At 54.5% G+C, this 21,842-nt stretch carries 22 protein-coding genes and 1 other annotated feature; of the genes, 11 read left to right on the top strand and 11 right to left on the bottom strand.

Features of this window, described 5'->3' with window-relative positions:
* Positions 1-3: 3 nt before the first annotated feature.
* Both V3W49_RS20080 and V3W49_RS20075 read right to left on the bottom strand, forming a co-directional pair.
* Positions 4-1,290 carry an HlyC/CorC family transporter gene (locus V3W49_RS20080; protein ID WP_500147761.1) on the bottom strand — a complete coding sequence of 429 codons (1,287 nt, stop codon included), beginning with the start codon at positions 1,288-1,290 and terminating at the stop codon, positions 4-6.
* Positions 1,291-1,315: 25 nt separating this feature from the next.
* The gene (locus V3W49_RS20075; RefSeq protein WP_500147760.1) at positions 1,316-2,104 is read right to left on the bottom strand and encodes a cytochrome C assembly family protein; all 789 of its coding nucleotides are present in this window, start codon (positions 2,102-2,104) and stop codon (positions 1,316-1,318) included.
* Positions 2,105-2,275: 171 nt separating this feature from the next.
* Here V3W49_RS20075 and ffh point away from each other — a divergent pair, with 171 nt between their 5' ends.
* The 5 genes from ffh (at position 2,276) to rplS (ending at position 5,811) form a co-directional block, all read left to right on the top strand.
* Positions 2,276-3,637 carry a signal recognition particle protein gene (ffh, locus tag V3W49_RS20070; protein ID WP_500147759.1) on the top strand — a complete coding sequence of 454 codons (1,362 nt, stop codon included), beginning with the start codon at positions 2,276-2,278 and terminating at the stop codon, positions 3,635-3,637.
* 147 nt (positions 3,638-3,784) lie between these two features.
* Entirely contained in the window at positions 3,785-4,033 is a 249-nt protein-coding gene (gene rpsP, locus V3W49_RS20065; protein WP_500147758.1) for a 30S ribosomal protein S16, read from the top strand.
* Between the two features lie 18 nt (positions 4,034-4,051).
* Positions 4,052-4,600 (top strand): ribosome maturation factor RimM, encoded by a 549-nt coding sequence (rimM, locus tag V3W49_RS20060; RefSeq protein ID WP_500147772.1) that lies wholly within the window; start codon positions 4,052-4,054, stop codon positions 4,598-4,600.
* A 45-nt stretch (positions 4,601-4,645) separates the two neighbouring features.
* Positions 4,646-5,413 (top strand): tRNA (guanosine(37)-N1)-methyltransferase TrmD, encoded by a 768-nt coding sequence (gene trmD / locus V3W49_RS20055; RefSeq protein WP_500147757.1) that lies wholly within the window; start codon positions 4,646-4,648, stop codon positions 5,411-5,413.
* Positions 5,414-5,460: 47 nt separating this feature from the next.
* Entirely contained in the window at positions 5,461-5,811 is a 351-nt protein-coding gene (gene rplS / locus V3W49_RS20050; protein ID WP_500147756.1) for a 50S ribosomal protein L19, read from the top strand.
* 53 nt (positions 5,812-5,864) lie between these two features.
* Here rplS and V3W49_RS20045 read toward each other — a convergent pair whose 3' ends face one another.
* The 3 genes from V3W49_RS20045 to V3W49_RS20035 form a co-directional block, all read right to left on the bottom strand.
* On the bottom strand, positions 5,865-6,872 hold the full coding sequence (locus tag V3W49_RS20045) for a tellurite resistance/C4-dicarboxylate transporter family protein (RefSeq protein WP_500147755.1): 1,008 nt from the start codon (positions 6,870-6,872) through the stop codon (positions 5,865-5,867).
* Positions 6,873-6,949: 77 nt separating this feature from the next.
* Positions 6,950-7,411 (bottom strand): YqeJ family protein, encoded by a 462-nt coding sequence (locus tag V3W49_RS20040; protein WP_500147754.1) that lies wholly within the window; start codon positions 7,409-7,411, stop codon positions 6,950-6,952.
* Complete coding sequence (locus tag V3W49_RS20035; RefSeq protein WP_500147771.1) at positions 7,401-8,240, bottom strand: winged helix-turn-helix domain-containing protein; 840 nt, start codon at positions 8,238-8,240, stop codon at positions 7,401-7,403. Before V3W49_RS20035 ends, V3W49_RS20040 begins: the two co-directional genes overlap by 11 nt.
* Before the next feature lie 914 nt (positions 8,241-9,154).
* On the opposite strand from V3W49_RS20035, the gene V3W49_RS20030 reads away from it, so the two are divergent.
* From V3W49_RS20030 to V3W49_RS20015, 4 genes are all read left to right on the top strand, one after another.
* On the top strand, positions 9,155-11,881 hold the full coding sequence (locus tag V3W49_RS20030; protein WP_500147753.1) for an autotransporter outer membrane beta-barrel domain-containing protein: 2,727 nt from the start codon (positions 9,155-9,157) through the stop codon (positions 11,879-11,881).
* 105 nt (positions 11,882-11,986) lie between these two features.
* Positions 11,987-12,952: a P1 family peptidase gene (locus V3W49_RS20025; RefSeq protein ID WP_500147752.1), complete on the top strand. Its 966-nt coding sequence runs from the start codon at positions 11,987-11,989 to the stop codon at positions 12,950-12,952.
* 77 nt (positions 12,953-13,029) lie between these two features.
* Positions 13,030-13,413 (top strand): DUF2946 domain-containing protein, encoded by a 384-nt coding sequence (locus V3W49_RS20020; protein WP_500147751.1) that lies wholly within the window; start codon positions 13,030-13,032, stop codon positions 13,411-13,413.
* A 62-nt stretch (positions 13,414-13,475) separates the two neighbouring features.
* The gene (locus V3W49_RS20015) at positions 13,476-14,849 is read left to right on the top strand and encodes a PepSY-associated TM helix domain-containing protein (RefSeq protein WP_500147750.1); all 1,374 of its coding nucleotides are present in this window, start codon (positions 13,476-13,478) and stop codon (positions 14,847-14,849) included.
* 3 nt (positions 14,850-14,852) lie between these two features.
* Here the strand turns inward: V3W49_RS20015 and V3W49_RS20010 are convergent, their stop codons facing one another.
* Genes V3W49_RS20010 through yfiR form a run of 3 tightly spaced genes read right to left on the bottom strand, consistent with a single transcriptional unit; the run spans position 14,853 to position 17,045 of the window.
* Complete coding sequence (locus V3W49_RS20010; RefSeq protein WP_500147749.1) at positions 14,853-15,332, bottom strand: OmpA family protein; 480 nt, start codon at positions 15,330-15,332, stop codon at positions 14,853-14,855.
* Complete coding sequence (dgcN, locus tag V3W49_RS20005; RefSeq protein WP_500147748.1) at positions 15,329-16,570, bottom strand: diguanylate cyclase DgcN/YfiN; 1,242 nt, start codon at positions 16,568-16,570, stop codon at positions 15,329-15,331. Before dgcN ends, V3W49_RS20010 begins: the two co-directional genes overlap by 4 nt.
* Positions 16,563-17,045 carry a regulatory sequestration protein YfiR gene (gene yfiR / locus V3W49_RS20000; RefSeq protein ID WP_500147747.1) on the bottom strand — a complete coding sequence of 161 codons (483 nt, stop codon included), beginning with the start codon at positions 17,043-17,045 and terminating at the stop codon, positions 16,563-16,565. The genes dgcN and yfiR overlap by 8 nt, the downstream gene beginning before the upstream one ends.
* A 475-nt stretch (positions 17,046-17,520) precedes the next feature.
* Between yfiR and aroF the strand changes: the two genes are divergently transcribed.
* Both aroF and tyrA read left to right on the top strand, forming a co-directional pair.
* Positions 17,521-18,591, top strand: a complete 1,071-nt coding sequence (gene aroF, locus V3W49_RS19995; RefSeq protein WP_500147746.1) for a 3-deoxy-7-phosphoheptulonate synthase AroF — start codon at positions 17,521-17,523, stop codon at positions 18,589-18,591.
* A 10-nt stretch (positions 18,592-18,601) separates the two neighbouring features.
* Complete coding sequence (gene tyrA / locus V3W49_RS19990; protein WP_500147745.1) at positions 18,602-19,723, top strand: bifunctional chorismate mutase/prephenate dehydrogenase; 1,122 nt, start codon at positions 18,602-18,604, stop codon at positions 19,721-19,723.
* Positions 19,724-19,762: 39 nt separating this feature from the next.
* Here tyrA and pheA read toward each other — a convergent pair whose 3' ends face one another.
* The 3 genes from pheA to raiA form a co-directional block, all read right to left on the bottom strand.
* Positions 19,763-20,920 (bottom strand): bifunctional chorismate mutase/prephenate dehydratase, encoded by a 1,158-nt coding sequence (gene pheA / locus V3W49_RS19985; RefSeq protein WP_500147744.1) that lies wholly within the window; start codon positions 20,918-20,920, stop codon positions 19,763-19,765.
* A 23-nt stretch (positions 20,921-20,943) separates the two neighbouring features.
* Positions 20,944-21,070: a sequence feature (Phe leader region), on the bottom strand.
* Positions 21,019-21,069: a hypothetical protein gene (locus tag V3W49_RS19980; RefSeq protein ID WP_196240491.1), complete on the bottom strand. Its 51-nt coding sequence runs from the start codon at positions 21,067-21,069 to the stop codon at positions 21,019-21,021. (Overlaps the previous feature by 51 nt.)
* A gap of 110 nt (positions 21,071-21,180) precedes the next feature.
* Complete coding sequence (gene raiA, locus V3W49_RS19975) at positions 21,181-21,519, bottom strand: ribosome-associated translation inhibitor RaiA (protein ID WP_500147743.1); 339 nt, start codon at positions 21,517-21,519, stop codon at positions 21,181-21,183.
* Positions 21,520-21,842: the final 323 nt, after the last annotated feature.

Raw genomic sequence — 21,842 nt, 5'->3', positions numbered from 1 at the left:
TGGTTAACCTTCCACGCTTTCGCGTAGCGGTTTTACCGGCATCACTTTGACCTGCTTAATCATATTGTCCTGAACGTCCAGGATATCGATATCATACTGATCGATACGCACCCGGGTACCCGGCGCGGGAATTTCTTCCAGCGCTTCGAGAATCATGCCGTTAACGGTGCGGGCTTCGTCTTCCGGCATCTTCCAGTTAAAGGCTTTATTCAGTTCGCGCACGTTGGCGCTGCCTTCAATCAGCACCGAGCCGTCGTTCTGCGGACGCACCTCTTCGGCAAGGGTGGGTGACATTGACGTCGTAAAGTCGCCGACGATCTCTTCGAGAATATCCTCTACCGATACCAGGCCCTGAATGTCGCCATATTCATCCACGACCAGGCCGACCTTCTTCTTGTTGCGCTGGAATTTCACCAGTTGCACATTCAGCGGTGTGCCTTCCGGAATGTAGTAAATTTCGTCGGCGGCGCGCAGCACCGTTTCTTTGGTGAACTCTTTTTTCTCGGTCATCAGGCGCCAGGCTTCACGTACCCGCAGCATGCTGATAGCGTCATCCAGCGATTCGCGGTACAGCACGATGCGGCCGTGGGGCGAATGGGTGAGCTGGCGCAGAATCGACTTCCAGTCGCCGTTGATATCGATACCGACGATTTCGTTACGCGGCACCATAATATCGTCGACGGTTACTTTTTCGAGATCCAGCACCGACAGCAGCATATCCTGGTTGCGGCGCGAAATCTGAGAGTGGGACTCGTTAACGATGGTGCGCAGTTCGTCTTTACTGAGCGCGGCGCTAACGGCGCCGTCGGTTTTTATGCCCACCAGGCGCATCAGGACGCGGGTAATCATGTTGAGCAGCCACACCAGCGGCATCATGATTATCTGCAGCGGCGCCAGCAGGAAGCTGCTGGGAAAGGCGACCTTTTCCGGATAGAGCGCGGCGATGGTTTTTGGCAGTACTTCGGCGAATATCAGCACCACGAAGGTCAGCACGCCAGTGGCGATGGCGACCCCGGCATCACCGTACAGACGCATGCCGACGATAGTGCCCAGCGCTGAAGCAAGAATATTGACGAGGTTATTGCCAATAAGCACCAGGCTTATCAGCCGATCCGGTTTCTGCAGCAGTTTTTCAACCCGCTTCGCGGCGCGGTTCCCCTGACGCGACAGGTGGCGCAGGCGATAGCGGTTTAAGGTCATCATTCCGGTTTCCGAGCCGGAAAAGTAAGCAGAAATCACCACCATCACGATCAGGCTGACGATCAGTGTGGTGGTTGAGATGTGTTCCAAGAGGGTTTCCTTTACAGTGACAAACTTAGCCGGAGACGTGTTGCAGTATCCGACTTCCAAAGTAGGCCAGCGTCAGCAGGGCGGCGCCGGCCACGTTAAACCAGACTACGCGCCGACCACGCCAGCCGCCATGATAGTGCCCCCACAGCAGGATGATATAGACGAACCATGCCATAATGGACAGGATGGCCTTATCGATATTTTCCGAACTGAACAGGTTGTTCATATAGAACAGGCCCGAGCACAGGGTCAGGGTCAGTAGTACCACGCCGACCTGGGTGATGTGAAACATCTTGCGTTCAATCGTCATCAGCGGCGGCATATCGGCGCTAAAGGCCAGACGCTTATTCTTCAACTGATAGTCGATCCATGCGAGCTGTAACGCGTAGAGCGCGGCGATAATTAGCGTGGCGTAAGCGAACAGCGACAGCCCGATGTGCACCATCACTCCCGGCGTGGCTTCCAGATGGGTAATAAACTCATTGGGCATAAAGGTCGCCAGCGCCAGATTGATCAGCGCGAAGGCATAGACGATGGGCAGCAGCAGCCAGCCGCGATTGCGCGATGCGACGATAGTCATGACGGTACAGATCATCAGGCTGACCAGTGAGCCGACGTTAAGCAGGCTCAGGTTCTGGCCACCTTCGGCCGCAAAGATACGAGCCTGTAGCGCCAGGCCGTGGCAGACCAGCGCGATAACGGCGGAAATCAGGGCGAAACGGCGCCATCCGCTGTTTTTCTTTAACAGGCCAGGAACGATCAGCGCCAGACTGAATGAGTAGGCGACAAGCGCAAGCAGTGCAAAAACAGGCATATACAGGTGTCGGTTATGAGCCAGAGAGTCGATAAGGCAGTATAACGTTACCCGGCCCCCGCTCCAACCGTTGCTTGCATCGCACATGGGCGGCTTCGTGATATACTCGTCCCCAAATTATACGTTGCAGTCGCGTGAGCGACCTAAAGTCACCACCCCAGGCAAGAGACAATGTTTGATAACTTAACTGACCGATTGTCGCGCACGCTGCGCAATATCAGCGGCCGCGGGCGCCTTACTGAAGAGAACATCAAAGATACCCTGCGCGAAGTGCGCATGGCGCTGCTGGAAGCCGATGTGGCCCTTCCGGTGGTTCGTGATTTTATCAGCCGCGTAAAAGAGAAGGCGGTAGGTCACGAGGTTAACAAGAGCCTGACGCCGGGTCAGGAGTTCGTCAAAATCGTGCGCGGCGAGCTGGTCGCCGCCATGGGCGAAGAGAACAATGAACTGAATCTGGCGGCTCAGCCGCCGGCCGTGGTACTGATGGCGGGCCTGCAGGGGGCCGGTAAAACAACAAGCGTTGGTAAACTGGGTAAATTCCTGCGTGAAAAGCACAAAAAGAAGGTGCTGGTTGTTTCGGCGGACGTTTATCGCCCGGCGGCAATCAAACAGCTGGAAACCCTGGCCCAGCAGGTGGGCGTCGACTTCTTCCCCTCCGACGTTCAGCAAAAGCCGGTTGAGATAGTCAACGCCGCGCTGAAAGAGGCGAAGCTTAAGTTCTACGACGTGCTGCTGGTAGATACCGCCGGTCGCCTGCACGTTGATGAAGCGATGATGGACGAGATCAAACAGGTTCACGCCGCGATCAACCCGGTAGAGACCCTGTTCGTGGTGGACGCCATGACCGGGCAGGATGCCGCGAATACCGCGAAGGCCTTCAATGAAGCGCTGCCGCTGACCGGCGTGGTGCTGACCAAAGTGGACGGCGACGCCCGCGGCGGCGCGGCGCTCTCTATTCGCCACATTACCGGCAAGCCCATTAAGTTCCTCGGCGTCGGCGAAAAGACCGAAGCGCTGGAGCCGTTCCATCCGGACCGTATCGCTTCGCGTATTCTCGGCATGGGCGATGTGCTGTCGCTGATCGAGGATATTGAAAGCAAGGTTGACCGCGATCAGGCCGAAAAGCTGGCGAAGAAGCTGAAGAAGGGCGATGGCTTCGATCTTAACGACTTTCTGGATCAGCTAAAGCAGATGAAAAACATGGGCGGCATGGCGAGCCTGATGGGCAAATTGCCGGGCATGGGTCAACTGCCGGATAACGTGAAGTCGCAGATGGACGATAAAGTCCTGGTGCGCATGGAGGCGATTATCAGCTCCATGACCCGCAAGGAGCGTGAGCGTCCGGAGATCATCAAAGGGTCGCGTAAACGCCGTATCGCCGCCGGCTGCGGCATGCAGGTTCAGGACGTTAACCGCCTGCTGAAGCAGTTTGACGATATGCAGCGTATGATGAAGAAGATGAAGAAAGGCGGCATGGCCAAGATGATGCGCGGAATGAAGGGGATGATGCCCCCTGGCTTCCCGGGCAGATAAGCGGTTATCGCGGGGCTTGTCCCCGGGCTTTGTTCACTTCTTCAATTGATTTTTGCGCGAAAATGAGTAAAATTTTCGGGCTTTAATATGACACCGGGCTCCGTTCCTCGATGGGGCCCGGTTGTTTTATTCACACAAGAGGATGTTATGGTAACTATTCGTTTAGCACGTCACGGCGCTAAAAAGCGTCCGTTCTACCAGGTTGTCGTTGCCGACAGCCGTAATGCTCGCAACGGTCGCTTCATTGAGCGCGTTGGTTTCTTCAACCCTATCGCTAACGAGAAGGAAGAAGGCACTCGCCTGAACCTGGATCGTATTGAGCACTGGGTTGGCCAGGGCGCTACCGTTTCCGATCGCGTTGCGCAGCTGATTAAAGCCGCGAAAAAAGCAGCTTAATCTGTCACGGTGGTCATGATGAGCAAGCAACACGCCGCGGCGGTGCCCGTTGATCCCGTTATTCTGGGAAAGCTGGGTTCCTCTTATGGCATTCGTGGTTGGCTCAGAGTGTTTTCCTCCACCGAAGAGTCCGAAGGCATTTTTGACTATCAGCCCTGGTTTATTAAACGGGCAGGTCAGTGGCAACAGCTGGAGATTGAAAGCTGGCGCCATCACAATCAGGATATGATCATCAAGCTGAAAGGCGTTGACGATCGCGATGCGGCAAACCAGCTCACCAACAGCGAGATTATGGTTGACGCTTCGCAGCTGCCGTCCCTTGAGGAAGGTGACTACTACTGGAAAGACCTTATTGGTTGCCAGGTCGTCACTACCGCAGGGTACAACCTGGGCAAAGTCAGCGAGCTGATGGAGACCGGGTCGAATGACGTTCTTGTCATTAAGGCAAACCTGAAGGATGCATTCGGGGTCAAGGAGCGGCTGGTTCCGTTCCTCGATGGGCAGGTTATCAAGAAAGTCGATCTCACGACCCGAATTATCGAAGTCGAGTGGGATCCTGGTTTTTAAACCTCCGGATAAACGGTAACAGAGTGGCGCTATGGGGATTGGCTTGTGTTTATTGGTATAGTCAGCCTGTTTCCAGAGATGTTCCGCGCAATTACTGATTACGGGGTAACTGGCCGGGCAGTAAAAAATGGCCTGCTGAGCATTCAGTGCTGGAGTCCGCGTGACTTCACGCATGACAGGCATCGTACCGTGGACGATCGTCCATACGGTGGCGGGCCGGGGATGCTTATGATGGTGCAACCGTTAAAGGACGCCATCAATGCAGCCAGAGCCGCGGCAGGCGAAGGCGCTAAGGTGATTTATCTGTCACCTCAGGGGCGTAAGCTCGATCAGACCGGCGTTAGCGAGCTGGCCACCAATCAGAAACTGATTCTGGTGTGTGGCCGTTACGAAGGGGTTGACGAGCGCGTAATCCAGACCGAAATTGACGAAGAATGGTCAATTGGCGATTACGTACTGAGTGGGGGAGAGTTACCAGCAATGACGCTGATTGACTCGGTTTCCCGGTTTATACCGGGGGTTCTGGGCCATGAAGCCTCGGCAACTGAAGATTCGTTTGCCGATGGGTTGCTGGACTGTCCGCACTATACGCGTCCTGAAGTGCTGGAAGGAATGGAAGTACCGCCGGTATTACTGTCGGGAAACCATGCTGAAATCCGGCGCTGGCGTTTGAAGCAGTCGTTAGGACGCACCTGGCTTAGAAGACCTGAACTTCTGGAAAACCTGGCTCTGACTGAAGAGCAAGCAAGGTTGCTGGCGGAGTTCCAGCTGGAACAGACGCAAGAGCAACAAAACGATGATGGGGCGGCATAACGCCGACCACTCAAAATATCAGTTTACCCAGGATAAGAGATTAAATTATGAGCAACATTATCAAACAGCTTGAACAAGAGCAGATGAAGCAGGACGTACCTTCCTTCCGTCCGGGCGATACCGTGGAAGTGAAAGTATGGGTTGTTGAAGGTTCCAAGAAGCGTCTGCAGGCATTCGAGGGCGTGGTTATCGCTATCCGTAACCGCGGTCTGCATTCTGCATTCACTGTTCGTAAGATTTCTAACGGCGAAGGCGTAGAGCGTGTATTCCAGACTCACTCTCCGGTTGTTGACAGCATTGCTGTTAAACGTCGTGGTGCCGTTCGTAAAGCTAAACTGTACTACCTGCGTGAGCGTACTGGTAAGGCAGCTCGTATCAAAGAGCGTCTGTCCCGGTAATTGTTCGCGTAAGCGACATCCCAGAAGAGGGCCGGCATTTGCCGGCCCTTTTTTTATGCCTTCGACTGCCGGTACAGCATCGTGAGAAACCCGACGAATACCCAGGCCCAAAGTGCCAGAACGACGGGGGTAAACAGATGTTGAAGCAACGGCATCCAGCTACTCACCCCTACCTGCGGTAAAAAGCTCATGGAGGCGACGCAGAACATCCCCATCGGGAAGATGGCGGACCAGTTCTGCAGGCTGTAGCCGGGGGTAAAGGCGCGGCTGGCGATACGCCAGACCAGGATAAACAGCAGCAGCACCAGCCACCAGCAGGAGGCTGACCACAGGAACAGGCTAATGCCCAGAATAATGGGCGCCAGAACATCAAGCTGCGGCAGGGGGAGCGCCATAGCATACAGATGGCTACCCGCCAGGGTCGAAATAGCCAGCGCCCCCATATTAATCCACCAGGTCGGCGAGAAGCTTTTATCATCCATAGGCACAAACAACCAGCGCAGGAAGGCCAGCGCAATCACCATCAGATACAACATAATGCCGATAGACCAGATACCGACGCAGAACAGAAAGAATCCCTTACTGGTGACGCCGGGGGCGGAGAGACTGCTCCCCAGTATCGCCACGGAACAGCCGGAAACGGTGCACAATAGCCAGCTGCCGTTCATCCCCTGCATCAGCGCCGGTTTAGATTTCGCCATGGTCACGCCGGTTAGCATGGTATTCACCAGCACTACATACAGCCCGCAGCCCAGCCAGAAGAGCGCGAGTGGCACCAGATGCAGTTCCGTCATCTGTACGTACTGAACGCCCAGAACGTTGGTGGCGGCTACCATGGTCAGGTAACCCGGCCCCTTCTCGTGGTGGGTCAGATCGCGCCAGACGCTGCCCGGGGCGAGAACTAGTTTGCCCAGCGCCAGTGCAAGGCAGATGACGTACTGAATATTGTTCAGAATAAACAGCGCCCGGGCGGCAAGATTGATTCCTGCCAGATGGCAGGCGATGCTGACGATTCCGGTCGCCATAATTAGCGCGAAATAACCGTACTGAAAGTTTTTCACATGGTGTCTCCCTGAGTTATGCGCCTGTCGGCGCATGGTGAAAATCCTCCCCTATTATTACTTAGTCTGGCGCGTGATTAAGGCTCCTTTGTGCACAATAGCGAGGGAACATCCGATGCGTAAAACAGCCAGCGATTATTGTAGCGCTCAATAATCAGATTCAGCTCCTTGCCCTGTTGAAGGTAAAAACCGGGTAGAGTCATGCCGATATAGCGGGCATCCAGTTTGTCCGGCGCAGAGGCGATAATTTTTTCCGACGTCAACAGATACGCATTATGGCGTTGGGTATAGCTGAAGTAGATACTGCGACTGATATTCCAGCTGCGTTCCGGCGTTTTAAGTTTTCCGGTGAGGATTGCAAGGCCCACGCCGTTATTTAACTGATAACTCAGGTTGCCTGCAAAAGATTCTCTGCCTATCTCCCATGTTATCTGGCCGCCACAGCTAATGGACGGGTGGTTCCAGCTATACCAGCGCCCAATGCCGGCACAGATGAACAGCAACGGTACGATGAAAAGCAGCAGTGATTTAACTTTCATGTTTGAAGGCCAGCCAGGTTGAGCAAACTGCATTGGGGTTGGTGCGTAAGTCGCTATTGCAGACAAACGCGGTAATTTTATTACTGCTGCTAAAGCCGGAAAGATAGAGCGTGGCGTGCTCTTTACAAAGTTCCCGATGTGCGAGCATGTAGCTAAAGTAATAATCGACAAACACTTCATTCGGTTCGTAAAAGATTCGGCAGGATTGCTCCTTTTGCATCTGCATGGATAGCGGCAGGTAGTGGCTGAAGATGGGCGCAGGCTCCGTATTGAACAGCATAAAAAACAGAAACAGCCCGGATATTACATAGCTTAACAGCAGCAGCCGTACTTTTCGGGAAACGCCTGGTGGCATCGTACTTAGCGGCGGCATATCGGGATGTTCTGGCGACACAAGAGGCTGTACAGGAACCCTGGATTCGCTTACCGCTGAGATAACAGAAGAGGTACAACTTTCTTCATCGCTTTCATCACTTTCATCGATGGAAAGGCGAGCGATAGTCGTGGTTTCAGACAGCATCATACCGCGTCGCGAAATGGTTTTAATGGTATCGCGCGGCAGCCCGACATTTTGTAGCGAGTTGCGTAGCGTTAGTATGGTTTGATAGAAGGTATTGGGTGAAGTTCCACCGTTATTATCCCCCCAGCCTGCGGCGATTAATTCTCTTTGCGGCGACACTTTTCCTGCATTTTTAATTAAATACAGAAAGCATAGCGTGGCCGGAAGTTGCAGATGAACCTCATTCTCAGTTAGTCGGTTATAAAGCGATCTCTCATTAGGTCTGAATTCAACGCTGCGGTTAATAAGATATCCTTTTCCTGTATGCATTAACCTGAGCACAACAATTTCCTTCTGTTTGAGATTATTCTTTGGACTTTACACATAAATAACAAGATGAGAATAGTCTTAATTGAATTTTGCGATCTAAGGGAACATAAGAAACAACTAAAATACTTATAAAACATTATCTTGCATCGATTGTTTTGATTTTTTATTAAGTGATCATAACTGAGGTGAAAATCGTCAATTGTGATGGTAGATTAACATCAGATTGTTGATTTTTATTTTTATTGTAGATCAGTTGTTTCATTTTTGGATCCTGGTGATAGAACCGTCACTGTGGCGGCTAAGGAACTGAAACGGACGAATTATCATTAATTGTTATTTTAATCTGTAATTTGTAGGTAAGTAAATCATCAAGGCAAAGAGAATGTGCATTCTTTTATGTTAATCATAGGAGGTGTTTTTTTTTGATTGCTTTCTGTCTCTTTATAATAAAGAGGTGGCTGATTCTTGTTTTTTTCTTCAGTTGTGAGGTGGTTATGTACGCTGGAATGTATTGAATCTGGCTTGGGTTAATGATTTTCTTAAGGAAAAGATTGATTATGAAAAAACATTCGTTACCCTGGGGTTACGGTAAAATAGCCTGTTTCCCCGCTTTAAGATTAAATTCACTGGCAATATTTGTAATGTCAGTATATTCCTGTCATTCCGCTTTTGCCGCTACCGAGCGCGGTAGCGTTTACGTGAATGAAACCGTTGGCGATGATTATAGTGTTACCACCACGGGCTCTCCGGTTCCTAATTTTGCCGGACATCATTTTGGGATTTATGTCAATAGTACCAACCCTGACTCATTAACAACCGTTGGTAATCGATTTACTGTGACGACTTCTGGTAATGAAGCAGATGGTATTAGAACTAATCCTTCAACATTGATTAGCTCAAATGCTGCAGGAACCGTGCGCGTAGGGGATAATCTGACGATTACCACTCATGGCCTTTCATCTGATGCCGTCAATATGAATGGCGCCAGTATTCTGTTTATTGGTAATGATGCCAGGATACTGACAACATATTCTGGTTCTATCAGTGGAAAAGAAGGCGCCCATGGATTACGTGCTAACTTTACCAGCCAAATTACGGCAGGGGATAACCTGAATATAGAAACTAAGGGTGAAAAATCCTACGGTATTTATCTGCGGGGCACTGGCTCCAGAGTGACGACGGGAAAAGCATCCAGGATAGTCACCCAGGGGCAGGGCTCTTCAGCGGCTAATGTAGCCTCTTCTAATGGTATTTTAACCGTGGATGATCAGGCTCAGTGGAAAACGGCGGGTGATAATGCGCATGTACTGGCGGTAACCGGAAGCAAGTCTCGGGTAACTATCGGTGATACTGCGCATTTTGAGTCCTCAGGAGCTGGTGCATATGGTTTGTCTGTGACAGCTGCAGATGCTCAGATCGTTATCGGAAATAATGCCAGTATCGTTACAGAGGGGGGTAATGGCCATGGTGCTTATATCCGCGCCCAGCGCGCAAATGTCTCGCTGGGTGAAGGCGGAAGGCTGGAGACAAACGGTGATGGGGCGCATGGTGTATACCTGACCGGGACTAAAAGCACATATTTAAACTATCTCAGCACGTTAACGCTGGGGGAAGGAACTCAGGTTTATACCAAAGGTAAGGGTGCCTATGGCATTCACGTTTTTGCGCCTGACAGTACCATTACTGTAGGGGAAAACAGTTCGGTTGTGACCGATGGTGATGGCTCTCATGCGCTTTACGCCAGGGGGGCAGATAATGCCACTGATAATGCGATTATGGTTAGCGGCAATATCTTGCTTTCAACGACGGGAGCGGCTGCCCATGCGGTTTATGTCGATCGCGTTCAAAGTGCTGTCAATTTAACTCAGGGAGGCAGCCTGTCTGCAGCGGGGGAGCAGAGTTTTGCCCTGTATGCGGATGGGGGGACTATCACTGCACAGGCTGGAGTCTACTCGGTAAGTGGGAACCTGCTCTCTGAAAATGGGGGAACTATCGATATATCGATGGTGGATGGCTCTTTATTTAACGGCTGGGCCCGGAATCTGAAAGATGCTAACAGCGGTATTATCAATTTGACCATCAATGGAAATCACAGTCTCTGGAACATGACTGGCGACTCCGTCGTGACGACCCTGGCCCTCAATGGCGCAACGCTGAAATACAGCGCGCCGTCAGACAACGCTTCTTTTACCCCGAAGACGCTGACGGTGGCTGGTGATTATACCGGCACTGATGGTGTACTGGCGCTGAACACCGTCCTGAATGGCGACGACTCTCCCACGGATAAGCTGATCGTTCAGGGCAACACGGCGGGAAATACCCTGGTGGCGATCAATAACGTGGGGGGAACCGGCGAACAGACGGTAGAAGGGATTGAGATTGTCAGCGTCACCGGAAATTCTGACGGGGTTTTTACCAAACAGGGCCGTATTGTGGCGGGGGCTTATGACTATAACGTGGTGCAGAAAGAGAAAAACTGGTATCTGACCAGCTATGTGACGCCGGTTGAGCCTGAACCTGAGCCGGAGCCTGAACCTGAACCTGAACCTGAACCGAAGCCCGATCCGGAACCTACGCCAGAGCCTGTCCCGGAGCCGACACCAGAGCCAACGCCGGAACCCACACCAGAACCGATCCCGGAACCGCATAATCCGCAGCCCGAACCGGTACATCAGTACCGTCCGGAATCTGCCAGCTATATCGCTAACAACTCTGCGGCCAACACCCTGTTTATCACCCGGCTGCACGATCGGCTGGGGGAAACCCGCTACACCGATGCGCTGACCGGCGAACAGAAGGTTACCAGCCTGTGGATGCGCCATGTAGGGGGACATACCCGCTTTAAGGATCGCAGTGGCCAACTGCATACCCGTAGCAACAGATACGTGATACAGATCGGCGGCGATCTGGCCCAGTGGAGCCGTGATGGCCAGGATCGCTGGCATCTCGGTGCTATGGCCGGTTACGGTAATAGCCGCAGCCGCAGCCACTCCAGTATTACCGACTATGGTTCCCGCGGCCAGGTTACCGGCTACAGCGTGGGTCTGTACGGCACCTGGTATGCCAGTCAGGCCGATAAGAACGGCGCTTATCTGGATAGCTGGATACTCTATAACTGGTTCGATAATAAGGTGATGGGCGACCATCTGGAGACAGAGAAGTATAAATCCCGCGGCTTTACCGCCTCGCTGGAAGGCGGCTACAGCTTTAAGCTGGGTGAAAGTGCACGCGCCAGCTACTGGATTCAACCGAAAGCGCAGGCTGTCTGGATGGGGGTGAATGCCAAAAATCACCGTGAGCATAACGGTACCCGGGTCTCGGACACAACCAGCGACAACTGGCTGACTCGGGTAGGTATACGCGGTTATATCAGCGGCCACAGCCAGGTCGATGACGGTAAAAATCGTACCTTCCAGCCGTTCGTTGAGGCCAACTGGATCCACAACACCCAGAACTACAGCGTGAAGATGGGCAATGTGACCAACGAGATGCGCGGCGCGAAAAACATCGGTGAGCTGAAAGTGGGCGTTGAGGGACAGCTAACCCGGCGTCTGAACCTGTGGGGCAACGTGGCTCAGCAGTTGGGCGACAAGGGCTATAGCGATACCCAGGGGATGCTGGGCCTGAAGTATCAGTTCTGATTTTTCAACCAGCCCCTTACGGCTGGCGATCGAACAGGATCGCCAGCCGTTTTTATTCATAGCGCTCATACTCATAGCAGGTGTAATGCAACAGAGGCGGTAATTATGGCGGGATCGCTTTGCGATATTCCGGGCGTCAGCGTTGGGCACGCTCAGGATGCTGAGGCACAGACCGGTTGTAGCGTGGTGTTGTTCGAACAAGGGGCGATATGTGGCGTGGATGTACGGGGCGCGGCGCCGGGAACCCGGGAAACCGATCTGCTGAATCCCATTAACGCGGTTCAAAAGGTGGATGCATTGCTGCTAAGCGGCGGTAGCGCCTTTGGGCTGGATGCAGCCAGCGGCGTTATGCGCTGGCTGGAAGAGCAGGGCAGAGGATTCGAAACCGGCTATGGTCGGGTGCCCGTCGTTCCGGGTGCGGTGATCTTCGATCTCAATTTTGGCGATCCCGGGGTGCGTCCCGATGCCGATATGGGGTATCGGGCGGCGCAACAGGCTTCCCGCATGTCGTTTGCGTCGGGCAATATCGGGGCTGGCACCGGCGCTACGCTGGGCAAGATGATCGGTATATCACGGGCGATGAAAGGGGGGATCGGCAGCGCCTGCGTGACGGGGCCCGGCGGGCTAAAAGTCGCCGCTCTGGTGGTGGTGAATGCGCTGGGAGAAGTACGAAACCCGGATAACGGCCAGCGACTGGCGGGGGCCTGCGATCGGCCGGGACGACTGCTGGATTTACCCGCTCTGGCGCTGAAGGCCGAAGAAGGCGCGGAATTTCCTTCAGGTACTAATACCACGATAGGCGTAGTCTGCTGTAACGCTTCTCTGGATAAAAGCGCGATGACCAAAGTGGCGCAGATGGCCCATGACGGCCTGGCGCGAACCATCTGGCCGGTGCACACCATGAGCGATGGCGATACGCTGTTTGCCGCCACCACCGGCGGCGTGGCGGCGTCGATTACCCTTGTCGGTATGCTGGCCGCCCAGGCGGTCGCCAGCGCGGTGATCGATGGCGTCAGTTCGGCCCATAGCGCCCGTGGTGTCCCGGGGCTGGCATCCCTGCGGCAGGCATAAAATTGCCCACATTATTAACCGTGCGGAAATAAATCCATTACAATAGCCGCCTTTCCAGGCTGGCAGGTGGATAACGGGTGCAGAGACTTTCGGGCAGGATGGTGCGCTACGCGGCGCGACTTGCGCTGTTCGCCATGGTGCTTATCGTGGTGGCGCCGCAGATCTCGATAGCGCTGCGTCACCATACTGCTGCCGACATAAGTCCCGCTGGCCACGTTATGCATTCTGGCATGATGATGCCGGACGCCGCCGGTCAGCATATCGATCACGCCGAAGCCTGCGGCTACTGCGTTCTTCTGAGCCACGTGCCCGGGATTCTCTGGCCGCTACTGGCGTTGCCGATCGTCAGAGGTGGCCGCTGGCGCGTGGTTGCCACCCCGATTGCATGTCGTGCGTTTTCCCGACTCCTCTGGTCCCGACCGCCGTGCCGTGCCCCGCCTGTGCTGAGCGTATTACCCTAACCTTTTGTTCTGGCTGCCGCCTCCGGGCTGCGGCCCGCCATGATTTGTATAAAGGAAAAGTAATGACTCAACGTGCATCCCGCCAGGCATGGGTAAACCTGTTGCGGCGGCTCCACTTTTATATCGGCCTGTTCGTTGGGCCTTTCATCTTTATTGCGGCTCTTTCGGGCACGCTCTATGTTGCCACGCCGCAGTTTGAGGCATGGATTTATCGCGATGCCCTGACGGCAGGTACCCAGGGAGCGCCTCATTCTCTGGCGGAGCAGGTGGCGGTCGCACGCCAGGCTGCCGGTAATGCATTGCCGGTACAGGCGGTGCGTCCGGCACCGCAGCCGGGCGAGACCACACGGGTGATGTTCATCGATCCACGGCTCGGAGCTTCGCAAACTCGCGCTCTGTTCATCGATCCCATTACGCTTGAAGTGAAAGGCGATATGACGGTCTACGGCACCAGCGGGATTCTACCGCTGCGTCTGTGGATTGATAATCTGCATCGCTCACTGTGGCTGGGGGATATCGGGCGTAACTACAGCGAGCTGGCGGCCTCCTGGATGTGGGTCGCAGCGCTGGGCGGCATTGCGCTCTGGTGTCTGACACGGCCGCCGCGTCGGCGAAAAACGGCTCGCCAGAAGAGAGGCATCAGTCAGCGCCGTTGGCACGTGGGACTGGGATGGCTGCTGCTGACTGGGTTGCTGCTTTTTTCCGCCACCGGGCTGACCTGGTCGCGCTGGGCAGGTGAAAATGTGAACCAGCTGCGGGCGGCGATGAACTGGATGACGCCGCAGGTGAATGCGTCGCTGAACGGCGATCCGAGCGCTAACAATCTCCATGACGGACATCACGGCATCCATCAGGAAACGGCAGTGGGGGGGCCAGGTCTGGACAACGGGCTGTTCGATTCCGTGTGGGCAGCGGCCCGCCAGGCCGGCATTGATGCGGCAAAGGTGGAGATTCGTCCAGCGGCTTCGGCGAATCGGGCGTGGACGATCGGCGAAATCAACAGGCGCTGGCCAACCCAGGTGGATGCCGTGGCGGTAAATCCCCACACTCTGGAGGTTATCGATCGGACGCGCTTCAGTGAATTTCCGCTCATGGCGAAGCTGACGCGCTGGGGGGTTGATTTCCATATGGGGATTTTGTTCGGTTTGGTAAATCAGCTGGCGCTGGTCGCCTTTGGCGCTGCGCTTTGTACGCTGATCGTTTTGGGTTACCGAATGTGGTGGCGCCGCCGTCCGGTACCAGGGCAGACCAATCCGGCGCAGACGCTGGTGAACGCCTGGCTGGAGTTAGGATCTTTTGGCCGCGGCGTAACGCTTGTGACGGCGTTGCTGCTCGGCATGGCGCTACCGGTTATGGGGGGGAGTCTGATGCTGTTTCTGGCGGCGGATTTGGCTCGCTGGTATCGGGCAAGGGCTCAGGCGCCGCTCGACGCCTGATGGTCAGGGTGCGCTGATGACGACTGCCACCCGGCGATTTTCGGCGCGCCCGGCGCCAGTTTTATTACTGGCGACTGGATAATCCTGGCCCAGTCCACGAGCGGTAAGGTTGCTGCGTGGGATCGCGGCACCTTCGGCCCAGGCATCGGCGACGGCATTGGCGCGCTTCAGCGATAGAGCCTGATTATAGGCCGCTTCTCCATAGTTGTCGGTATGGCCATCCATTCGGGCGTGGGTAATGCCGGTCGCTGCCAGCCTGGCTGCCATGGTGGCAATCTGGCTCCTGCTTTGCGGCGTCAGACGCGCCTGATTTTTGCCGAACAGAATCTTTTCTGACATGCCCAGTGACCAGCCTTCGTCGCTTTCGCTAAAGCCGTATGACTTCATGGCGGCGATTTGCTGAGGCGAGAATGTCCCCTGCTGGCTCTGACAGCCGCCGAGCAGTAATGTGCTAAGGGCAATGGCGCAGGCTAATCTTTTCATGACGATGTTTCCTGTATCTGACGGGTCAGCGCACGGCGCTGTTTCTTATTGTGGTACATGCTGCTGTCGGCAATCTCCAGCAGGCTGGCCGGCGTGGACTCCGGCTCCACCAGGGCGTATCCGATGCTAAGGGAGAGGGTAATCGCAGCGCCGTTACGCAGTAGCACAGGCGGAACGAACAGGGTGTTGAGCCGGGCGATAACCTGCTGGATTTGCTGGTCGTTGTCGACATTATCGATAAGCATGGCGAATTCGTCGCCGCCCAGTCGAAAGGTGGGATAGCGTCGGGTGGAAAAGCGCAGCAGGCGGCGGGCTATCTCTTTAAGCGCGCGATCGCCTGCAGCGTGTCCCCAGGTGTCGTTAATCTGCTTAAAGTTATCGCTATCCATAAACAGCAGAGCGTGCCGGGGAGGCTGTTGCACGGAGGAAAGCACATTTTCCAGGGTTTCGCGAAAGGCTGCGCGGTTAGCCAGACCGGTTAGCGGATCGTGCAGCGCGCTTTTACGCAGGAAGTCGCTGTGACGTTGCTGCTGTTGCTGCCACAGCGCCATCTCATCCAGCAGACAGTTGAAGTCTTCACCGAAGCGCTGAAATTCCTCAATGGGTTCGGGTTTCACACGTCGGGTGAAGTTGCGATTCTGGCGTACGTCGTGTACCACCTCGGTAATATTCTGCAATGCCTGAACCAGACCCCGGTGGAAATAGTGGCTGATGGCCAGTGACAGGGCCGATGCAAGAATGAGAAAGCCGGTTAATAACGCCAGCGACAGCCAGATAAAGTGAGTGATGATCCGGCCTTTTGCCGTAAGCTGCACTTCGCCAACGGGGATTCCGTTATGCCATACGGTCTGAATAACAGGATCGGGCAATAGCCAGCGCTGAATCAGGGCGTTGGGCGTTTGGGGATGGGGGCGTGGCGTTGCCGGCCAGCGAGCTATCAGGCGGCCTTCACTGTCCCGTACTACGGCGGAAGCGAACTGCTGCTGACGGCCCAGCGTGGAGAGCGTGTCGTGAACCGCTCTGGCATCCTGGAAAACAATGGCCGCTTCCAGGCTGTGGCTGACGGTTGCCCCCAGCAATTGCATATTTTGTTGGGCGTATTGCTTTAGCGTCAGCACAGAAGCAAGGCTCAGAAACAGCCAGCAGGCGATCATCGCGATAGCGACGCTGAGTGTACTGATACGTTGCAGAATGCGCCGGAAAGTAGGGCGTCCTGTGGGGATAAGCATATTACTCATCGTGTGGGATCCGCGTGCGTGCCAGCATTAAAACATCCGGACTGACGCGTACACCGCTGCGGGCCAGCGCGTCCAGATTAACGGAAAAACCCACCTGTTCGCCGTGAAAAGTCAGGCAGAAAGCACTACCCATGATGCATTGCGGATCCTGCTCTCCAATTAGCAATAAAGGATGAGATTGATAACCAGCTATTAATTGCATCTGCTGTCGTTCACTTTCGTTGCCAAAATAAATGGCATGGCATTCTGCTGCCAACGCTTCTTTATTATTTTTTACCTGTACCGGAATATAGGGCAGCGGTTGCTGTACTATTTTCTGGCTAAGCACTTTTCCCCAGCGGGCGCTGCTGTAGATACACAGCCGGGGATTACTAACGCCCTGGGGCCAGCGGGTGTAGCTGATAATGCCGGAGACGATGGTGCGAACCGACGCGCCCAGAGAGGCGTTCGCGGCGCTCACATCGCCCGCAGACAACAAGGTAGCACCTGTTGCCAGAAGTAACCCACACGGGTTCCATAATTTCATTGCTAATTATTTCACCAGATAAATGGGTTCTGTCTGACCGATGGTTGTTATTACTTCGTGATAATAACATTTGGCATTTATTGCGTCATTATTTAAATGGTTAGTACGAATCATCCTATGTTACTGAAATATATAAACCATGGAATTGGTTATCATGGATAAATAACTATTCGGCTCTCCCGGATATCTATGATGCATAAAGGAAAAATCCTCTGACTGTGATTCTCCATTCCATGATTGCGGAATAATGAGAAAAACAGGGTGTAAAGTTATGGTTACTTATTTTTCGATTTATCCCGGTTAAATATCCACGTGTAAACTAATATTTACGCATTATGGATTGAAATGTTTACCTTTTGCGGTTATGGTAGCGTCTCCCCTGGGGGAAACTTATATCGCCAACGTTTTATTAAGGATCGCCATCATGCAAAAAGACGCGCTGAACAATGTCCACATCGTAGAAGAACAGATAATGATCACCCCCGATCAACTGAAAGCTGCTTTCCCGTTGACCGCTGAGCAAACACAGCAGATAGCCCGCTCTCGCCAGACGATCAGCGATATTATCGCCGGACGCGATTCGCGTTTGCTGGTGGTGTGCGGCCCCTGTTCTATCCACGATCCTGAATCGGCCCTGGAGTACGCTCGTCGCTTCCAGGCTCTGGCGGAAGAGGTTGGCGATAGCCTCTATCTGGTCATGCGCGTCTATTTTGAAAAACCCCGTACCACCGTGGGCTGGAAGGGGCTGATTAACGATCCGCACATGGACGGCTCTTTCGATGTGGAAGAAGGACTGAAAATTGCGCGTCGCTTGCTGGTGGAACTGGTGGGAATGGGGCTGCCGCTGGCGACCGAAGCGCTCGATCCCAACAGCCCGCAGTACCTGGGCGATCTGTTTAGCTGGTCTGCTATCGGCGCCCGAACCACGGAGTCCCAGACTCATCGTGAGATGGCATCGGGTCTGTCTATGCCGGTGGGCTTTAAAAACGGCACCGATGGAAGCCTGGCGACGGCGGTCAATGCCATGCGTGCTGCCGCCATGCCGCACCGCTTCGTTGGCATTAACCAGGCAGGCCAGGTGTGCCTGTTGCAAACCCGTGGTAACCCGGATGGCCACGTGATCCTGCGCGGCGGCAAGGCGCCAAACTACGGGCCGGATGCTGTCGCCCAGTGCGAAAAAGAGATGGAACAGGCGGGACTGCGCCCGGCGCTGATGATAGATTGCAGCCATGGTAATTCAAATAAAGATTACCGCCGTCAGCCGGCGGTGGCGGAATCCGCTGTCGCTCAGATCAAAGATGGGAACCGTTCGATTATCGGACTGATGCTGGAAAGTCACCTGCATGAGGGGAATCAGTCATCGGAGCAGCCGCGCAGCGCAATGAAATACGGGGTATCGGTAACTGACGCCTGCATTAATTGGGAAACCACGCAGGCGCTGCTGCGTGAGCTGCATTCCGATCTGGGAAAATCGCTGAAGGCGCGTCTGGGTTAAGAGGTTATTCATGGTTGCTGAACTGACCGCGTTACGCGATCAAATTGACGAGGTTGATAAATCGCTGCTGGCGCTGCTGGCCCGCAGGCTGGAGCTGGTGGCCGAAGTGGGCGAGGTTAAAAGCCGCTACGGCTTGCCGGTATACGTTCCCGAGCGTGAAGCATCAATGCTGGCGTCGCGACGTACTGAGGCGGAAAAGCTTGGTGTGCCGCCGGATCTTATCGAGGATGTGCTGCGCAGGGTCATGCGTGAATCCTATTCCAGCGAAAATGATAAGGGGTTTAAGACCTTGTGCCCGACGCTGCGTCCGGTGACGATTGTCGGCGGTGGTGGCCAGATGGGGCAGCTGTTTGCGAAGATGCTGACCCTGTCCGGCTATCAGGTTCGTATCCTTGAACAGGAAGACTGGCCCCGGGCCGACGAGCTGCTGCAGGATGCCGGTATGGTCATCGTTAGCGTGCCTATTCATCTGACCGAGGCGGTGATCGCCAGACTGCCGCCGCTGCCGCGCGACTGTATTCTGGTGGATCTGGCGTCGGTGAAGAATGCGCCGCTACAGGCGATGCTGGCAGCGCACTCCGGCCCGGTGCTGGGGCTGCATCCGATGTTCGGGCCAGATAGCGGCAGCCTTGCCAAACAGGTAGTGGTCTGGTGTGATGGACGCCAGCCTGAAGCCTATCAGTGGTTCCTGGAGCAGATTCAGATCTGGGGGGCGCGGTTGCACCGCATCAGCGCGGTGCAGCACGATCAAAACATGGCCTTTATTCAGGCGTTGCGCCATTTTGCAACCTTTGCTTACGGCCTGCATCTGGCGGAAGAGAATGTGGATCTGGAGCAGTTGCTGGCGCTCTCTTCGCCGATCTATCGACTGGAACTGGCGATGGTGGGGCGGCTGTTTGCCCAGGATCCGCAGTTGTACGCCGATATCATTATGGCATCTCAGGAGAATCTGGCGCTGGTGGGGCGCTACTACCGACGCTTTGGCGAGGCGATAGCACTGCTGGAAAACGGCGATAAGCAGGCATTTATCGACAGCTTTAACCGCGTGAAGCACTGGTTTGGCGATTATGCGCCGCGCTTTCAGAGCGAAAGCCGGGCGCTGTTGCGCCAGGCGAACGACAGCCGTAAGTAACCCTCAGCTAATAAAAAGCCCGCAGAGCGGGCTTTTTTGCTATGCCGGATTCACCGGCACCACGTTCTCGCTGGGGTAGCAGCCCAGCACCTTCATGGAGCGGGTAATCTCGCCCAGTTCACGCAGTGCCTGGCGCATTTCCGGTGATTCCAGGTTGGCCTGAATATCAAGATAGAACATCTCTTCCCACGGATTGCCGTGAATCGGCCTCGACTCCAGCTTTGCCATAATCAGGTGGTGCTTGCGCAGCACCAGCAGCGCTTCCACCAGTGCGCCCGCCTGCTGGCCGGTAGCCATCAGCAGAGTGGTCTTGGCCGGCACCTGGTCGGAAACGCCGATAGCCTTACGGGCCAGCACCAGAAAACGGGTAATGTTCTGGGTCTGGTTGGCCAGATTGCGCTCCAGCACCTGCAAGCCGTAAAGCGCGCCGCCGTCTTCGCTACCCAGAGCGGCGACCTTCGGCGAGCCGGACTGCGCGACTTTCTCCATTGCAGCGGCGGTGCTTTCACAGTATTCGATCTTCCAGTGTGGATGGCGGTTAATAAACTGGCTGCACTGCTGGAACGGTTGGGGATGGCTGTAGACGGTGTCGATCTGCGCCAGATCGGTCGTGGTCGCGACCAGTACGCAGTGATCGATGGGCAGGGTCAGTTCGCCGACGATAGAAAGCGAGGTGTGCTGTAGTAGATCGTAAACGTCATTGATGGAGCCTGAGCTGGTGTTTTCTACCGGTACTACGGCATAGTCGGCCTGCCCGGTTTCCACCTGCTGGAAAATATCCTGAAATTTGCTGCAACCGCTCTCAATAAACTCATCAAAGTGACGGGCCGCATAGCGGCGCGCCGCCAGGTGCGAGTATGAACCTTTTGGCCCCAGGAAGGCGATGCGCGCGGAATGCGGATTAATTTTATTCAGATGCTTTTGCAGCAGCGCCTGTTGGGTCAGCACCGAGTCTTCGATAATCAGCTGGAACAGACGGGTGATGTAGTGGGCGTCCAGATGATGAGGTTTGCCAAGGGTGATAAGCCGTTCCAGCAGGTCGCGCTCGCGATCGATATCGCGCACCGGGCGGTGGGATGCCAGCTTGGCTTCGCCCACTTCGAGCGCCAGTTGGCGGCGTTCGGCCAGCAGAGCCAGTAATTTTTCGTCCAGCGCGCTAATTTTGTCACGCAGGGCCAGCAGGGGATTGTCGCTCATAGTGCTACCTTTTTGTCGTTATCATAAAAAAGGCCTCCCGTTTGGGAGGCCTGTCAGTTCGTCTTCGCATTCTTTTTACATGACGAAACGCCTCCCGTTCAGGGGAAGGTAAAAAAGAAGAATGCGAAGAAAAACGGCTGAAGTTTCATGGTATCTGTTCTATTTGGGGCCGGGTTTTAAAGTAACTATACTCGTTTCATTCTGTCAATAAAAAACGCGCCCGAAGGCGCGCTCCTTATGTGAAACAGTCGTGATAAAAATCAGACCCCCGGGTCAGCTATGGGTGCTGCATCTTTCACGGAAGCGGTGGCGCGGCGGGCTTCGCCTTTGTGCTGCACTTTATTTAGCTGGCGTTCCAGTTTGGCGATAAGATCGTTAATGGCGGTATACATATCGTTATGTTTCGCACTGGCGACCAGCTGGCCGTTAGGGGTATTGATAGTAGCATCGGCCACGAATCCCTGCGGCTCTTTGGACAGAATAATGTGGGGGTTAATCAAATGAGTTTGCCATTTGTCCAGTTTGGCGAGACGGTCTGCGACATGCTGGCGGATTGCCGGGGTGATTTCCATCTGTTTGCTGGTAATGTTCACTGTCATAAATTTACCTCTTGTCTTTCCCGTCTTGGTGATTTCAGCATACCGCTTCTAATGTCAAAATGTGTGATCTAAATCACGGAGATACGTCACGTTTTGTCAACAAAATCGTTTTGTGAGGCAGGACAGGAAGAGGGGTTTTTTCACTTGAGCTTTCCGTAGGGAAGGGCCATAGTTGATGGGATGATCCACTTACTGATACGCGTCAGCTTGTGGAAAAATGGATAAAAAAACGGCAGCCTGAAAGCTGTAATGCCGATCAGTTAAGGATCGGTTGATCGATCCAATAGTTGTGTAAGAATCCGGAAACGCTCACTCGTTTCCGG

Source organism: Rosenbergiella sp. YN46, from assembly GCF_036620675.1.
Taxonomy (GTDB): Bacteria; Pseudomonadota; Gammaproteobacteria; order Enterobacterales; family Enterobacteriaceae; genus Jejubacter.
This window is presented reverse-complemented; position numbering and strand designations above follow the sequence as displayed.

Excerpts from the sequence above, each read along its gene's own strand:
- dgcN (WP_500147748.1), bottom strand. The coding sequence starts at position 16,570 with ATGAGTAATATGCTTATCCCCACAGGACGCCCTACTTTCCGGCGCATT.
- rpsP (WP_500147758.1), top strand. The coding sequence starts at position 3,785 with ATGGTAACTATTCGTTTAGCACGTCACGGCGCTAAAAAGCGTCCGTTC.
- tyrA (WP_500147745.1), top strand. The coding sequence starts at position 18,602 with ATGGTTGCTGAACTGACCGCGTTACGCGATCAAATTGACGAGGTTGAT.
- rplS (WP_500147756.1), top strand. The coding sequence starts at position 5,461 with ATGAGCAACATTATCAAACAGCTTGAACAAGAGCAGATGAAGCAGGAC.
- V3W49_RS20075 (WP_500147760.1), bottom strand. The coding sequence starts at position 2,104 with ATGCCTGTTTTTGCACTGCTTGCGCTTGTCGCCTACTCATTCAGTCTG.
- aroF (WP_500147746.1), top strand. The coding sequence starts at position 17,521 with ATGCAAAAAGACGCGCTGAACAATGTCCACATCGTAGAAGAACAGATA.
- pheA (WP_500147744.1), bottom strand. The coding sequence starts at position 20,920 with ATGAGCGACAATCCCCTGCTGGCCCTGCGTGACAAAATTAGCGCGCTG.
- V3W49_RS20025 (WP_500147752.1), top strand. The coding sequence starts at position 11,987 with ATGGCGGGATCGCTTTGCGATATTCCGGGCGTCAGCGTTGGGCACGCT.
- V3W49_RS20010 (WP_500147749.1), bottom strand. The coding sequence starts at position 15,332 with ATGAAAAGATTAGCCTGCGCCATTGCCCTTAGCACATTACTGCTCGGC.
- V3W49_RS20035 (WP_500147771.1), bottom strand. The coding sequence starts at position 8,240 with ATGCATACAGGAAAAGGATATCTTATTAACCGCAGCGTTGAATTCAGA.
- V3W49_RS20040 (WP_500147754.1), bottom strand. The coding sequence starts at position 7,411 with ATGAAAGTTAAATCACTGCTGCTTTTCATCGTACCGTTGCTGTTCATC.
- rimM (WP_500147772.1), top strand. The coding sequence starts at position 4,052 with ATGAGCAAGCAACACGCCGCGGCGGTGCCCGTTGATCCCGTTATTCTG.
- V3W49_RS20015 (WP_500147750.1), top strand. The coding sequence starts at position 13,476 with ATGACTCAACGTGCATCCCGCCAGGCATGGGTAAACCTGTTGCGGCGG.
- raiA (WP_500147743.1), bottom strand. The coding sequence starts at position 21,519 with ATGACAGTGAACATTACCAGCAAACAGATGGAAATCACCCCGGCAATC.
- ffh (WP_500147759.1), top strand. The coding sequence starts at position 2,276 with ATGTTTGATAACTTAACTGACCGATTGTCGCGCACGCTGCGCAATATC.